General features: G+C 46.0%; 10 protein-coding genes. 4 read left to right on the forward strand and 6 right to left on the reverse strand.

The genetic code is table 11. The annotated features are described in order from the left end of the window. Nucleotides 1-74: 74 nt before the first annotated feature. Entirely contained in the window at nucleotides 75-824 is a 750-nt protein-coding gene (trmB, locus tag ACR1R9_RS18495) for a tRNA (guanosine(46)-N7)-methyltransferase TrmB (RefSeq protein WP_433923053.1), read from the reverse strand. A 152-nt stretch (nucleotides 825-976) separates the two neighbouring features. Next, on the reverse strand, nucleotides 977-1177 hold the full coding sequence (locus ACR1R9_RS18500) for a hypothetical protein (protein WP_062320234.1): 201 nt from the start codon (nucleotides 1175-1177) through the stop codon (nucleotides 977-979). Between the two features lie 272 nt (nucleotides 1178-1449). Between ACR1R9_RS18500 and ACR1R9_RS18505 the strand changes: the two genes are divergently transcribed. From ACR1R9_RS18505 to ACR1R9_RS18520, 4 genes are all read left to right on the forward strand, one after another. Then, the gene (locus ACR1R9_RS18505) at nucleotides 1450-2403 is read left to right on the forward strand and encodes a TIGR01212 family radical SAM protein (protein ID WP_433923052.1); all 954 of its coding nucleotides are present in this window, start codon (nucleotides 1450-1452) and stop codon (nucleotides 2401-2403) included. A gap of 1 nt (nucleotide 2404) precedes the next feature. Next, nucleotides 2405-2989, forward strand: a complete 585-nt coding sequence (locus tag ACR1R9_RS18510) for a class I SAM-dependent methyltransferase (protein WP_076289945.1) — start codon at nucleotides 2405-2407, stop codon at nucleotides 2987-2989. 187 nt (nucleotides 2990-3176) lie between these two features. After that, nucleotides 3177-4154 (forward strand): type I phosphomannose isomerase catalytic subunit, encoded by a 978-nt coding sequence (locus tag ACR1R9_RS18515; RefSeq protein ID WP_076289946.1) that lies wholly within the window; start codon nucleotides 3177-3179, stop codon nucleotides 4152-4154. Nucleotides 4155-4238: 84 nt separating this feature from the next. Next, nucleotides 4239-5216, forward strand: a complete 978-nt coding sequence (locus ACR1R9_RS18520) for an alpha/beta fold hydrolase (RefSeq protein WP_076289947.1) — start codon at nucleotides 4239-4241, stop codon at nucleotides 5214-5216. A 122-nt stretch (nucleotides 5217-5338) separates the two neighbouring features. Here ACR1R9_RS18520 and odhB read toward each other — a convergent pair whose 3' ends face one another. From odhB to ACR1R9_RS18540, 4 genes are all read right to left on the reverse strand, one after another. Then, on the reverse strand, nucleotides 5339-6613 hold the full coding sequence (gene odhB / locus ACR1R9_RS18525; protein WP_099854888.1) for a 2-oxoglutarate dehydrogenase complex dihydrolipoyllysine-residue succinyltransferase: 1275 nt from the start codon (nucleotides 6611-6613) through the stop codon (nucleotides 5339-5341). Nucleotides 6614-6618: 5 nt separating this feature from the next. Then, nucleotides 6619-9492, reverse strand: a complete 2874-nt coding sequence (locus tag ACR1R9_RS18530; RefSeq protein ID WP_099854889.1) for a 2-oxoglutarate dehydrogenase E1 component — start codon at nucleotides 9490-9492, stop codon at nucleotides 6619-6621. Between the two features lie 676 nt (nucleotides 9493-10168). Then, a complete protein-coding gene (locus tag ACR1R9_RS18535) occupies nucleotides 10169-13696 on the reverse strand; it encodes a DUF5704 domain-containing protein (RefSeq protein WP_433923051.1) in 3528 nt (1175 codons plus the stop codon). A 167-nt stretch (nucleotides 13697-13863) separates the two neighbouring features. After that, nucleotides 13864-15147 (reverse strand): S-layer homology domain-containing protein, encoded by a 1284-nt coding sequence (locus ACR1R9_RS18540; RefSeq protein WP_433923050.1) that lies wholly within the window; start codon nucleotides 15145-15147, stop codon nucleotides 13864-13866. Nucleotides 15148-15423 lie beyond the last annotated feature (276 nt).

Genomic DNA, 15423 nt, shown 5'->3' on the forward strand with positions numbered 1-15423 from the left:
AGTTCATCCAAAATAGCAAAAAAGCGTGATATGAGAGTCTGGTAGCCAGATGCATATCACGCTTTTTTATAATATTACTCTTGATCTTCGCCAGACTCGTCCGCAGCTTCCCGAACTTTATACTTGTCCAAGCGGATCTCTTGATACTCGCGCAAGGCTTCTTCACCAACGATGACTTCAACCCGGTGAATGTTCATGCCTTTACCCATGAATTTCTGCTCATACTCCGTCATGACATGCTCTTCATTCAATCCATCACGGTGCAGGTTCAGGGACAAATTGGTCATTTGCAGGCCAAAGTCGGCAATCGCATTGAGAGAGAAATCAAACAATGTCTCCGAATCTGTTTTGAAATGAATCTGTCCTTTGGTGTTAAGCAGTTCCGTATATTTCTTCAGGAAACGTGGATGTGTCAAACGACGGCGTGCATGCTTGGCTTTTGGCCAAGGATCGCTGAAGTTCAGATAAATCCGTTCCAGTTCTTCCGGTTCAAATACATCTTCAATCTGTTCGATATTAGCAAGCGCCAGCTTCAGGTTGGGTGGTGTCTCCACTTCTGCCTGACTCCATGCTTTCCGAGCCTTCTCGCTGGCACGACGTACCAATTCATCATACATATCAATACCAATAAAATTAAATTCCGGATATTTATAACTCATTTGGCTGATAAATTGACCTTTACCCATGCCAAATTCCACAAAGATCGGATGGTCATTGCCAAACAATTCAGACCATTGTCCTTTGTACTGTTTGGGATCAAGAACAACGAGGTCAACTTGTTGCTCCAAATTTTCACGAATCCCTTTTCTGCCACGTAAACGCATCTTATTCCTCCGTTTATCCATACTTGTCTCAGAATCATTTTGCCGAAGAACTGGCTAATTGTAAAGAGCAATGAAAAAGGAATCTTCGGATCTGCCACTTTGGGGCAAATCTCAAAGATTCCCTCTTCGATTTATTTGGAATTGGGGTCCAACTACTTTAATAGTTCATAGTCTACCTTATCTTGGTGTGAAAAATCAAATGTCTTTTCGAAAGCATCGCGAACTTTTTGTCTTGCAGCCGCTTTCACTTTCGGATTGCCATTGAAACGAACACCTGTCAAAGCCAGAGCTTCTTCTGCCGTCAGTTCTACAGAAACATGATGAAGATCATTATTTTTAACTTGGGAATTCATTCATATCACCTCACGGTATAGTATGGTCCATGACGTCAACATTGATTCAAATGCTATGATGAATAGTACCCATTAGATGGTGTCTGACGCTGGTTTAAATATAACATAATGTGTAAACTATAGCAAGGATAAAACCTCGTTTATACGGCCTATTTTTGCGACTAGATTCCCCTTTTTTTGAGTTTTTTGATACAATGGTAAAAGTTCAAAAAGAGTCGAATTCGGTAATATAATAAGCAAGCCATTAGGTAAGTCAAAGGAGTACCCTGAAGATGAATGCACCTTCAATACAACCTCCTCTCCTATGGGGAGATAAACGATTCCATACCTGGAATTACGAAATGAGAGACGAATTTAACAATAAGGTCTTCAAAGTGATGCTGGATGCGGGTTTCACCTGCCCGAACCGAGATGGATCTATCGCCAAAGGGGGCTGTACATTTTGCAGCGCTCGTGGATCGGGTGATTTCGCCGGTAGCAGACGGGATGATTTGGTCACCCAATTTAATACCATTCGGGATAAACAGCATCTGAAATGGCCTACAGCTCACTACATTGGCTATTTCCAAGCCTATACGAACACATACGCACCCGTTGAAGAACTGCGTGAATATTTTGAAGAAATTTTGAAGCAGCCCGGTGTTGTCGGTCTGTCCATCGCCACTCGGCCTGACTGTTTACCGGATGACGTCGTTGATTATTTGGCTGAATTGAATGAACGCACCTACCTCTGGGTTGAGATGGGTCTGCAAACCATTCACGAGTCCACGTCAACCCTAATTAACCGTGCACATGATACTCATTGCTATGAGGAAGCCGTTGCGAAGCTGCGCAAACGGAATATTCGGGTGTGCACACATATTATTTACGGACTGCCGCAGGAAACCCATGAAATGATGCTGGATACCGGACGAGCTGTTGCCAACATGGATGTGCAGGGAATCAAAATTCATCTACTTCATCTGATGCGCAAAACACCAATGGTGAAGCAGTATGAAGCCGGGCTCCTTCGTTTCCTCGAACAAGACGAGTACATTAAACTGATCGTCGATACGCTGGAGATGCTTCCACCCGAAATGATTGTACACCGCCTTACAGGGGATGCACCGCGTGATTTACTAATTGGGCCGATGTGGTCCATGAACAAATGGGAAGTGTTGAATTCCATTGATCGTGTGCTGCGTGAGCGGGATTCCTGGCAAGGTAAATACTGGAGGGGTGCTTAAGATGGGTTTTCTTTCGGTTTTAAGTTGTGCCCATCAATGGATTTCTTCCCGTCTACAGCCTGGAGATTTAGCTATTGATGCAACGGTTGGAACGGGGGCGGACACTCTATTTCTGGCACAAAAAGTTGGTAAACGCGGGCAAGTTATTGGTTTCGATATTCAGAGCGAGGCACTTACCTTGGCACAAGCCCGTATTCGGAAACAAGAGGACACTGCCAAATTAGGCTCCATCTCCATGCTTCAATTAAGCCATGATCGAATGACTGAGGCCGTTCCTGAAACATGGCAGGGTAATGTGGGTGCTGTAATGTTCAACCTGGGGTACCTGCCTTCGGAAGGTGCGGACTCCACCATAATTACGGAAACAGACAGTACTATTGCTGCTCTCCAGGCTGCACTGGCATTGCTCAAGCCGCGCGGCATTATTACCGTTGTGCTGTATCCAGGTCATGATGGAGGATCACAGGAAGCGGATGCGGTATTGGAGTGGTCCTCTGCTCTACCTGTAGAGCAGGTACAAGTGGTGATTTATCGCCAATTGCAGCGTGATACCTCCCCTTTTCTGATTGGCATCGAGAAAAAATAATTTCCTTTGTTCCACAAATGCAATAAACTAGACACAATCGCAACAAAGCACTCTTTGGGTTCAATTTATGCGATTTGTGTTCTACATAAAGACGTGCAACCGTATTCACTGTTACATTCATGCCAATTACGCGGTCATGATTGATTAAAGCGATCCACCATTTCATATACTAGAGGAGAGATTAGGAATGCCTACGCCATACCCACTGCAATTTCAACCAGAGTTTAAAGAACGTGTATGGGGAGGTCGCGCGCTGGAGCAATTCGGCCTGACGCCACCTGAAGGACATATAGGAGAAGGCTGGATGATTGCGGATCATCCCAATGGTACAACCAAAGTATTAAATGGAGCACTTGCCGGAAAAGGCCTGGACGAAGTTCGTGAACAGCTGGGCACAGCATGGCTTGGAACTAAAGGAGTTTCGGAAAAGGGAGGACGATTCCCGCTTCTGATCAAACTGCTTGACTGTAACGATGATCTGTCCGTACAAGTTCACCCAACAGATGACTACGAAGCGCTCCCTCCCGGCGAGCTTGGCAAAACGGAAATGTGGTATGTGCTGGATGCCAAACCAGGAGCACATATCATCTACGGTTTAAATGAAGGCGTCGATCGTGAAGTACTGAAGGAAGCGCTTGAAAATGGTACGGTCATGGATACTCTTCGTCAAGTACCTGTAGAGGCTGGAGATACGTTCTTTATTCCTGCGGGAACGGTACACGCTTTATGTGCAGGTGTCGTTGTTGCTGAGATCCAGCAAAACTCGGATACAACATACCGGATTTACGATTATAATCGTCCGGGCCTGGATGGCAAACCACGTGAGCTACATGTTGAGGATTCATTGAATGTAACAGCTTATGAGGGCGCTGGCGCCACGACGATGAAAACCAACAACGCAACTCCAGGTGAGTGGCTGAAGCTTGCGGAATGCCCTTATTTTGTAGTGGAAAAAGGGATTGTTACAGGACGTTGGGAGCTCTCTACAAGTGCTGAAAGCTTCACTATCCTTGTGGTCTGTGAAGGTAGCGGAACGCTGGAGTGGGATAACGCGGAATCGGATAAGATTGAACTAAAAGCTGGACAATGTTACTTACTGCCTGCTAACTTGGGCTCCTATACGCTGGATGGTAACACTACTGTTCTTCGTTCTTATTTGCCTTAATTGAATAATCAACTATCTATTCAAGGGTGAATTCCCTGATTTGAACTGGCTTTAATGTGACCTGTGAAGGAGGATTTACACGAGATGCAGGAATCTACCTTTAGCCTAGTTGGCAATGAAGGTACCCGTATTCATGTGTACCGCTGGCTTCCCGATCCGGAGTGCAACATCAAAGGTGTGGTCCAGATTGCACATGGTATGAGCGAGACCGCTGCCCGATATACTGAATTTGCTCAACATCTCACCACGCACGGGTATGCGGTCTACGCGAATGACCATCGTGGTCATGGTAAAACGGTCGAAAACTCGGATTTGTTGGGCAATGCCGGCGTCGATGCTTTCCGCTGGATGGCGAGTGACATGATGAATCTGGGCGAAGTTGCCGCCAAAGAAAACCCTGATGTGCCCCTCTTTCTCATGGGGCATAGCATGGGGTCGTTTTTGGTACAGCATCTAATGTATGCTGGCCACGAGCGTTACCATGCATTTATTTTGTCCGGCACCAATGGCAAGCGCGGTCTTCTTCGTATCGGAGAGAAGCTGGCTTTCTTGCAGTGTGGCATTCAGGGGACGGGTCATCCAAGTATGCTGCTCAATGCGCTCGTATTTGGCGGATTCAACCGTTCTTTCCGTCCGGCAACAACGCCGTTTGACTGGCTGTCTCGGGACTCCGAAGAGGTCAAGCGATTTATTGATGACCCTTTATGTGGTGCCGTCTGCTCCGCAGGTTTTTTCCGCGACTTTTTCAAACTCCTGTTGGACATTCATTTGCCACGCAACATGAAACGTATTCCCAAGGATAAATCTGTATATCTGTTCTCAGGTGAACAAGATCCGGTGGGGCTTCATGGCAAAGGGGTGCTTAACCTGGTCGCCCAATATCGGGAGCTTCAGCTTGAGGATATTGAATACCGCCTCTATCCAGGGGGACGCCATGAAATGCTGCATGAGACAAATCGGACTGAGGTTGCAGGACATGTCGTGGAGTGGCTGGAGAGGCATACGTCCGACTACAGTGCCCATCATTCCACAGCACATGCAGAAACAGCCGATTCCATATAATGCGGCATAAATTACTTATACAATGAAGAAAACCCCTGAACGGGTGCACAGCCTACACTGTGCTCGTTCAGGGGTTTTCTTTTTTATTTATAAGATGGCAATTTAATATTAAACGTTATGGATTACCCTTCGATCAGCAAAGACTCTGGATCTTCAAGCAATTCTTTCACCGTCACGAGGAAACGAACGGCTTCGCTACCATCAATGATACGGTGATCGTACGACAGAGCGATATACATCATCGGACGGTTCTCCATCCGCTCTGCATCAATCGCTACTGGACGAAGCTGGATTTTGTGCATACCCAGAATACCCACTTGAGGTGTATTCAAAATTGGTGTGGACAACAGGGAGCCAAACGTTCCGCCATTGGTAATGGTAAAGGTTCCTCCTTGCAGATCAGACAAAGCCAGCGTGTTGGAACGAGCTTTGGATGCCAGATCAGCAATGCTTTTCTCGATCTCAGCGAAGCCAAGACGATCTGCATCACGTACAACCGGTACAACAAGACCTTCTTTGGCAGATACCGCAATGCCGATATCATAGTACTTTTTGAGTACAACATCTTCACCATCAATTTCCGCGTTGATGGTTGGGAACTTTTTCAGTGCACCTACAACTGCTTTGGTAAAGAAGGACATGAATCCGAGATTGATTTCATGTTTCTCTTTGAACTTGTCCTTACGGCGTTTACGTACATCCATGATTGCCGTCATATCCACTTCGTTAAACGTAGTCAACATCGCTGCAGTCTGCTGTGCTTCTACCAGGCGTTTCGCAATGGTAGCACGACGGCGGGACATACGTTGACGCTCTACTGGTTTGGTATACGTGGTACCACCTGCTGCCGGAGCACTAGGTGCTGCAGCGGGAGCTTTAGCAGGAGGCGCTGAAGGAGCCGCAGCCTGGGTGTTGTGAGTTTTCACATCATCCTGATAAACACGGCCAATCGGATCCTTGCTCTGTACCTGATCCAGCTCAATACCACGCTCACGTGCAAGTTTGCGAGCAGACGGTGAAGCTGTCTTCGAGCTGCTATCCGAAGATTCTGGTGCTGCAGCAACTGGTGTTGGTGGCGGAGTTGGAGCTTCCGGTGCAGGAGCTGATTGTTTCTGCTCCGTTGCTGCTGGTTGGGAAGCGGACGCGCCGCTTCCTCCTCCAGTTCCAGCTGAAAGTGTTCCAATCGTTTCACCAATTTCTACAGTCTCGCCTTCCTGGCGAACAATTTTCTCAAGAACACCGCTCTCTTCAGCACTGATCTCAATATTTACTTTATCCGTTTCCAGTTCCAGAAGAACATCACCCTGATTAACGGTTTCGCCTTCTTTGACCAGCCATCTGGATACAGTTCCTTCCGTTATCGACTCACCCATTGCAGGTACTTTAATTTCACTCACAGCTGTTACCTCCCCAGTGGAATATTATTCTTCGTCGTTTGCTTCAATGCGGATGTAATGATCTGTTGCTGTTCCATGCCATGCACAAGTTGATAACCGCTGGAAGGACTGGCATGTTCCGGACGACCTTCGTATTTAACGGTTGTTCCTTCTGGCGCAATTTCACGAAGACGAGGCTCCATGTATGTCCAGGCACCCATGTTTTTGTTTTCTTCCTGTACCCACACCAGCTCTTTCAGCTTGCTGAAACGTGCAAGTACACGCTTGATTTCTTCCGCCGGGAACGGATACAGCTGTTCGACACGAATAATGTGAAGCCAAGACCAATCTGCTTTATCCTTCTCAAAAGCATCTTCCAGATCGATGGCGATTTTACCACTGCACAAAATGATACGCTCTACGCGATCCGGTTTCGTGCCCAATCCTGCTTGCTCCAGCACAGGCTCGAACTTGCCTTCGCTGAACTCTGTTGCAGGTGAAGCGACACGCGGATTACGAATCAGACTTTTCGGCGACATCATAACCAGCGGTCGAGCATCTTCCGTTTCAGTCAACGAAGCCTGACGACGCAGCAGATGGAAATATTGCGATGCACTTGTCAAATTCGCAACGGTCATATTGTCTTCTGCACAAAGCTGCAGGAAACGTTCCAGACGAGCACTTGTATGCTCAGGTCCCTGACCTTCGTTCGCATGCGGAAGCAGCATGACCAGACTGGATTTTTGTGACCATTTGGCACGGCCGGCAGATACGAACTGGTCAAAAATAACCTGTGCACAGTTGGCAAAATCTCCGAATTGTGCTTCCCAAATTACAAGCGTATCTGGTGAATAGACGTTATATCCGTATTCAAAACCAACAACGGACTCCTCAGACAACGGACTGTTGTAGATGGCAAAAGATGCTCTTGCCTGTGGCAGATGATGCAGTGGGCAGAATTTCGCACCATTCTCGGAGTCATGCAACACCAAGTTCCGATGAGCAAACGTTGCACGCTCTGCATCCTGTCCACTAATCCGGATTGGTTTGCCATCCGCAAGAATGGTAGCAAACGCAAGCGTCTCTGCAAGACTCCAGTCTACTTTCTCGCCTTCGTTCAGAGATGTGCTTCTGCGCTGTAAAATACGCTGCAACTTCGGATACACATTAAAATTCTCTGGCCATTTCAGCAAGTCTGCGTTAATTGTCCGCAGATTTTCCAATGGTACCGCAGTTGGAATAATCGAAACGGCTTCTGGCTCGCTAATTTGACGTTGATAATATTCATGTACTTCATTGTTCTTCATCTGCTCGTACGCTTCTTTTAAACGATTCGTTACAGCTTCACGAATGCTGTTAATGGAAGCATCGTCGATAACCGATTCCTCTTTCAGATGATCCTGGTACAAATGGCTAACCGTTGGATGAGCTTTTACTTTGTCATACACCGTCGGCTGTGTTGTTTCCGGATCATCTGTTTCGTTATGTCCATAACGACGGTAACCGATCAGGTCAATCAGGAAGTCCTTTTTGAACAGGTTACGGTATTCTGCTGCCATACGAATAGCTGCAATACACGCATCCGGATTGTCTGCATTGACATGCACAATCGGAATTTCATATCCTTTGGCAAGGTCACTCGCATAATACGTTGAGCGTGAATCGCTGCTGTCTGTTGTGAATCCAAGACGGTTGTTCACGATAATATGAATTGTTCCGCCATTTTGGTAACCAGGCAATGCTTTGAAATTGAGCGTTTCTGCTACAATACCTTCCCCAGGGAAAGCCGCATCACCATGCATCAGAATAGTTGCCGCTTTGGTTACATCCTGCTTCGGATATCCCGGATCACGGCGGTCATCCTGTGCTGCACGTGCAAAACCCTGTACAACCGGGTTTACATATTCCAGGTGACTCGGGTTATTGGCAAGCGTAAGACGCGCTTGTACTGTTTCCCCGTCTTTTACATAACGGTTTGCGCCCAGATGATATTTGACATCCCCCGTCCAACCGTAATTGATTCCTGTTGACCCTTCGGAAGGAACCAAATCCTTGTTCGGAGAATGATGGAATTCAGAGAAAATTTTGCTATACGGCTTGCCCAGTACATGAGCCAGTACGTTCAATCGACCACGGTGAGCCATCCCCATCAGAATATGGCTTGAACCAGCGTGTGCCATAATTCGGACTGCTTCATCCAGCATAGGGACTAACACATCGTTACCTTCAATGGAAAAACGTTTTTGCCCAACAAATGTTTTGTGGAGGAAATCTTCAAATTGCTCCACTTCAACCAAACGTTCCAGCAAAGCTTTACGCTCCTCTGGATTAAGCGGTGCCGGCGAAGTACGAGATTCTGCACGGCGGTTCAGCCACTCCCGCTCATGAACTTCATGCACATGGCTGAATTCATAAGCGATAGGACCAGTATATATTTGCCGCAGGCGCTGGATGGCATCCAATCCTGTTACCGTCTGTCCATCTGCACCTTCCCAGATCAGGGAAGCTGGCAGAGCTTTCAAATCTTCTTCATTCAATTCAAAATGCTTCGGTTCTAGCAAAGAAGTATCTGAATCCTCACTGATTCCAAGGGGATCAATATCGGCCGCAAGGTGACCATAGGTACGAATATTCATTACCAGTTTCCCTGCTGTAACCGCTTTCTGTAATAGTTGAATATCCACGCTTCCGGAAGCCTTTTGTGCATTGCCAGAAAACGAGGCTGTATGTGCATCCCTGCCAGACATCGGCGGTGCACCCCATTGTTCAAATAATTCCCGATATGCCGGTGTAACTGCACCCGGGTCTTGGGAGTATAATTCATATTGTTCCTGTACGTATCCCATATTCGGGCCATAGTAACTTTCCCAGGGTTTCTTGTTGCCTTCCTCGATCGTCATCGACGTTCCCTCCGTCTTGATTTAGTCATAAGTTTTTGACGGAAATCATTGACTAAGCCGTAATTTGCGTTCGTTCAACATTTTAAGCTAAATTTTTCATGAAGTCCAATAATCGTGCTGTTGGTGGTAGTAACGTTGTTCCGACGCTCCCGTCAAGGTTTGTCTGCGTTTTCAAAATCATAGTAAACTGATGATTGTATATACCGTCGCACAGATGTCGAATACTGTCCTGATCCGTTCGAGGGTTACACTTTCCTCAACTTTTTCAAGTGAAGTCCGTGTTCTAATATCTATTCTATAAACTTTTACGCTCAGGAGCATTTCCTATTTTTAGTTCAATTGATGCATAAATTAGATGAATCGAATAATTGGAACATTTCCGACCCACAAATGTGCTCTGATTGTATGGCGTTTTGTTGGTAATCGCTTATCCTGCGATGGTTTCTACACATTTTCAGATTTCGCCCGATTTGTAGCCTCCTTATTTAGAATTGTGGTCCATAATGTTCAAAAACAAACCGTCAAGATAAATATTAACCATTTGGCTTGATATTCAACAAAAAAATGGGTGTCTCTTGCAATTCAATGTTTTAAACCAAAAGCCGCCTGAATGCGTAAAAGCATCCGGGCGGCTTCTTTTTGGATTGGTTTATTTAGGCTGACAGTCTTTTTATTTTTAATGTGGCACCTGAGACTGAAAATCGCTCCGGCTGGACTGATCTGCATGGTAAAAGACCACATCACCATCCTTCAAGGGCCAAGTTCGGCCTTGACTGTCTACTGGGCGATTGTTGAAACCTTCCATCTGCCACTGATTCATCAGTGGAGCATAAATGTATTGCAGGTGTGGAGCTTCTGTATTCCCATCTCGAAGTGTCTCGATATTAAAGTTGACCACGATATATCCGTCCTTCATAAATACAGAAGCCTTTTCATCCAGTTGATTTTGTCTGGCGAGCAATTCAAGATTGGTTCCCTTTGGCACGGTGTATACATCTGCAGGCAGGCTGTATTCTCCGTACCAACGTTGGATTGCCGCATTCGCACGGTCTACACTAACACCCGAGGGAATGTCTGTCTTGGGTCCAATCAGTGTACGAATGGAAGCGGGCAAAATCATCCAATCATAGCGGCCTACCCACGTTTTCTGGTGAGAGATTTGATCTACAAGCGTAACCATATAATCAGCGAGCGAACTCTGATTGCATTCATCGGCAGCCAGTTCATACGTATACTGATAACGCGCCGTGTCCCCCAATTCCGTACCGGGTACGTTACGCAACCTCGAGTTCAGGACAACAAACCTTTTCTCCAAATCCTGCGCCGATCCTATCCGAATAAGTCGCTCTTGACCGCGGTGGTAGTATAGATCAACTTCTTGTCTGGAAGAGCCGTCTTTGCTCACAAAGTAGAATGTTGGAGTAATTCGAACACCATCCTGTTTGCCAAACATATTTCCTTTTGTTTTCAGGTCGAACTTGATATGGTAACCCGTTTTCACCGCAATATTACTAAAACCCTGCACAGGGTGACTACCTGGGCGAACAGGTAACACGAATGGTGCCAGATTCCCTCGCGGATCACCATCAATACTATTAAGTCCTGTCCAGTAACTCACCCCTATCGGCTCTGAACTTCCGAGCTGCTTGCGGAACACATTTTCCCAATTATAATCAGCGATATCCGTAACGTGAAAATCATACAATCGCCCAATAACCTCCACCGGAACCGTATCTGCCGCAACATGGTGGGTCAGATTCGTGTTGGCATCCTGCTGTTCGGTGAATGTAGAAGGAGCATTTTCCGCAATATTGCGAAATTCAATTCGGTAATGTCCTTCATCCACCCATACTGGAAGATAGAAAACGGTATCCAATTGGCTGACCGGAATATCCACCCATGTCTTGGCTGGAATAAACTGACTTCTATCGGCGTTATAGACATCAAAGGGGAAACGAACCTGCTTGATGCGAAAATACTTGGCATATTCCCTATTGCCATAACCCGGGTAACTGGTTACGTCCAGATGCTGCCCTGAGGTCGGGATGCGTACGATAAACGGTCGTTCCAAAATAAGTGCCGAACTGGTCGGATCAGGCACTGTTTTCTGGTTATGCGGCTGATCATCAGACACTGAGGCGTAGTTAACGACAGGCGTGTGCACCGTGACAGAATTGATCCCTTGAATAGAAAAGTTCTGATCCTGACCGCCTTTAATATTTCCAGGAATCAAGCCATATGCGATCTCGCCCGTTGTCGGTTGGTCCGCCTTGTTGACCAGTGTATTCTGAATAGTTAAACGATTCTGGTACAGCACGTTGTCGCCGATCATATCAGGCTGAGGGATTGTCTCAGGTCGCGGAGCAGTCTTATCCATCGGAGCAGGATCCATCACAGTGGCACCATTAAACACCACCTTGTCATTATTTACAGTGTTCTCTTTGACCTCAGCCTCGGCTTTGGATTGGAATAACGACGTCTCATCAGGTGTAGGCGGCTCGCTGTCACCGCCTGACTTTGTTTCAGTGCCAAGGTCGATTTCCTTGCAAGGTGCTGGTTTCACATGTGCGGTAACAGCATCATCATTAGCCGATTGTAAGGTCGGCGGTGTATATCCGTTTGGAATCAGCGTTACTGTACCACCGTAGCCACCAAGTGCATAATTGGATATTGTAGCTTGATTTAGCTGATAGACTTCCAAATTATCAATCTGCCAATAACTATATTGTCGGATGACCTGCATTGGTTTTTCAACTGGAACGTCTAGTTCCTTAGGTTGTGGAGGTGTGCCTGGATCATTCGGTCCTGTCGAGGCTCTGCCCGGAATCGTCCATGTTTTGTGATACTTCTTTTTTACGTTGACCGTATAAGTCACTGTTCCCGTCATGTTCACCCAACGGTGCTGGAACAAGTAGCCTCTAGCCATGACATTTGCATAGAGATCTTCAGAAGTCGGGATGCCACGGGTGACATCAAACTTCTCAGATCCCCGATCATCAGCTTTCAGCACGCCCCGGACGGATGGGTCCATGGCAGTCGATTCGATTAACGCTCCTTTATTAGGTGGACTGATGGTCACGGGGCAACCCACAACACCGCCGTTACCTGGATCATTTCCCCCGTCTCCTCCGTTGCCTGTGCAATCCTTTACATCTAAAACCTGCGTTCCTTGCTCATCCAACTGCTGGGCAATGTCCAAAAAGCGCGCAGTGATGGTGGTGCTGCCGACAATACCTTTGATCGTCATTTTCCCATCTGCACCTATGGTCGCTACTGCTGGATTGGAGCTTTGCCAGGTCAATTTGGGATGAGCGGTAAGCTCATGAACAGAAAGATCTGACTTGGTCAGGATAGCTTTAGCTTGCAGCGGTGTTGCTGTGTCTGCTTTACAAGCGTTTGGCAGGTTCACAATGAGTCCTGGTTCGGACGTTACTGTAATGTCAGCCGTATCCGAGATAAGATATGTACCATTGTTCCAGATTGCACGTACAAAAGCAGTACCCGGCTTTTCAGCCTTCACCATTCCGGTTTTGGGTTCAATACTCACAATACTCGGATCAGATGACCACCAGGTGGTCTCAGCCTCGCGACGACTTACATCGATGCCTTCACTAAATTGAGTAGCTCCGTAGTTTTTCGTTTTAACTTTGGCTACCATCTGTTTGGTTTCTCCAACCGTTAGGGTGGAATCTGGGGTTACGTCGATCTCTTTTTCTTCATGGATCTTCCCTTCCCAGAAAATACTAACTGGAGTATGATATACCATCTTGAATTTTGGTTTATCACCAGGTCTGGTTCCATAACGTTCTCTTTCAAAGAAATCAAAACCTTTTCCCGTGTATGTTCTTAAGTCAGCATTTTTTTCACTTGTAACTCTCGGAGTCCCTATTCCTTCATAACTGTTAACCTGCTTATATTTTACACCGTCAGGGTTATCTTTTAGTTTGATATCAGTAACAACAGAATTATTAACTGCTATCCCTTTGTACGGTTTCCAGCTTAGTGGCGGCCACCTACTCATATCAACATTATCCGGTATTTCCGTTTTTATTGGATATGCGTCATCATCGGAACCTCCATTATCTACAATTTTGTAGGTTCCCTGAAAATCGGCTCTAAATTCTCCTGAATCAAGTTGGTACCAGTATACTCCGGGCGTTCCTTCCGTTGCATTAGCATCTACAGTCACTGGAGGTCCTTTCATAGATTTAGGCCCATAAGGCTGTTCTACAGCACTAACTGTAGAAAGGGTATGAGGGGTAATGTTATAGATTATTGTGATCATTAATAAGACCATTACCGCTCTGAATGAAGTTCGGAAGTAACCTCGTCCAAAAAATTTAATATTGAAATTAAACACCACCAAAAATTCTATTGATAGATCTGAACCTCTTTTCCAGCATCATTCTTCAACATATACCCCCCTTTTACAGGGTCCAAAGTATGTGACGTCCAAAACTTTGCTGGCCTTTCCTTTTTAAGCATTCCATTTGAATCATCTGGTAAAGTAATAAACCCTTTGGCCTTCAAATAATCTACGTTAAATAGTCGTTGAATTGGAATAGAAATGTTATCATTCGCTCTAGCAAAAGTTAAGAGATTTGACTTTTCAAGCTTTGATGTGAACGTAATCTCAGCATAGGTAGAAAATTGTCCCTTTTGTGCACGGGTTAAGTTCTTTTCATCTACAAACAGCGAAGCGTACAGACCCTTCGGCTCACTTCCTCTTGTATCCACTACAATAAATCTATGGTATTTCACAACACCAACATTGTTTTTCAATGTGTAATCGGTGTTAACGATATCTGCAAAGCTACCTTTGATATATTTATAGTTTGAAATCGTCGTTAAATTCGTTCCAGTCGTACCAACCTCGCGCATTTCATTCAAATCACTGTACTTCCCTGCATCTGTGCCCTCAACATCCATATAACGCAGCAAAATAGCAGACACTTCGGCTCGCGTTGTTGGATCAGCAGGCTTCAAGGAACCGTCCTCAAATCCACCCACAATGCCAGTGCCGCGAACAAGTGCAAGATAAGGAATTTGTTCTGCACGAATCGTTCCCCGATTTACTTCAGGGGTAGGTAGCAGTGTATTTTTGCTATCGTCAAAAGCATCCTTGAAACTAGTTCCGGACTTGATCAGTCCGTTCGCAATCCATTTCATCATCTCGTAGCGTGTCAGCTCTGCATTGGGGTTGAATCCTTTCGGATAATCATTAGCGTTTATAAAGCCTTGGCCCACCAACTGTGTCACAGCGGATTCAGACCAGTGTCCCTTGAGATCAGCAAAAGGATTCTCGCCTTGTACCTTTTCCAAGCTGGTTGCACGGCTGAGAAGGGTGGCATACTCACCACGGGTGATTTTGGCATTGGGGCGGAACGTACCATCCTGATAGCCGGAGATCAGATTTTTATCATAAGCTTTAACAATTGTAGCTTGCGCCCAGTGCCCTTTGATATCTTTGAACTTCGTAAGTGCAGAAGCCGTTGTGCCCGCTCCATTCGTGCTTGTAGCAGCCTCCACAGTAGACATCAGACCCACGGTTCCAGTAGTCAGCAGCGTTCCTGCCAGCAAAGCCGTCGTCAACAATCCGACTATCAACACATTCCTTTTTGACTTACTATCAGCTAATCTCATCTGTTTCTTCAATCTACTCACTCTCCTATGTAACCTTAGTATGGGGCAAAATTCTGCTTCTTCAGCACTCGTACTACTCTTCATTCCAAAACCTAAATTTGTCATAATCATCAATATTCTACCATGCAAATCTAGGCTATTGGTATTATTTTTCAGCAATCCCCATCCCTACAAGGCATGCAACCTCCCCTTCCAAAGGCCCAATTCACCCCTAAAAAACACAAAAAAAGGCCACGAATCCGCAGATTCATAGCCTTATGCTTTAAGGTGTCAGTCCTATTCAGTTGA

Source organism: Paenibacillus taichungensis (genome assembly GCF_050994985.1).
GTDB classification, from domain to species: Bacteria; Bacillota; Bacilli; order Paenibacillales; family Paenibacillaceae; genus Paenibacillus; species Paenibacillus taichungensis.

What these genes read in the sequence shown, in the direction of transcription:
- ACR1R9_RS18500 (WP_062320234.1), bottom strand. Translation starts at nt 1,177, where the DNA reads ATGAATTCCCAAGTTAAAAATAATGATCTTCATCATGTTTCTGTAGAA.
- ACR1R9_RS18510 (WP_076289945.1), top strand. Translation starts at nt 2,405, where the DNA reads ATGGGTTTTCTTTCGGTTTTAAGTTGTGCCCATCAATGGATTTCTTCC.
- ACR1R9_RS18520 (WP_076289947.1), top strand. Translation starts at nt 4,239, where the DNA reads ATGCAGGAATCTACCTTTAGCCTAGTTGGCAATGAAGGTACCCGTATT.
- ACR1R9_RS18505 (WP_433923052.1), top strand. Translation starts at nt 1,450, where the DNA reads ATGAATGCACCTTCAATACAACCTCCTCTCCTATGGGGAGATAAACGA.
- ACR1R9_RS18515 (WP_076289946.1), top strand. Translation starts at nt 3,177, where the DNA reads ATGCCTACGCCATACCCACTGCAATTTCAACCAGAGTTTAAAGAACGT.
- ACR1R9_RS18535 (WP_433923051.1), bottom strand. Translation starts at nt 13,696, where the DNA reads ATGAAAGGACCTCCAGTGACTGTAGATGCTAATGCAACGGAAGGAACG.
- trmB (WP_433923053.1), bottom strand. Translation starts at nt 824, where the DNA reads ATGCGTTTACGTGGCAGAAAAGGGATTCGTGAAAATTTGGAGCAACAA.
- ACR1R9_RS18530 (WP_099854889.1), bottom strand. Translation starts at nt 9,492, where the DNA reads ATGACGATCGAGGAAGGCAACAAGAAACCCTGGGAAAGTTACTATGGC.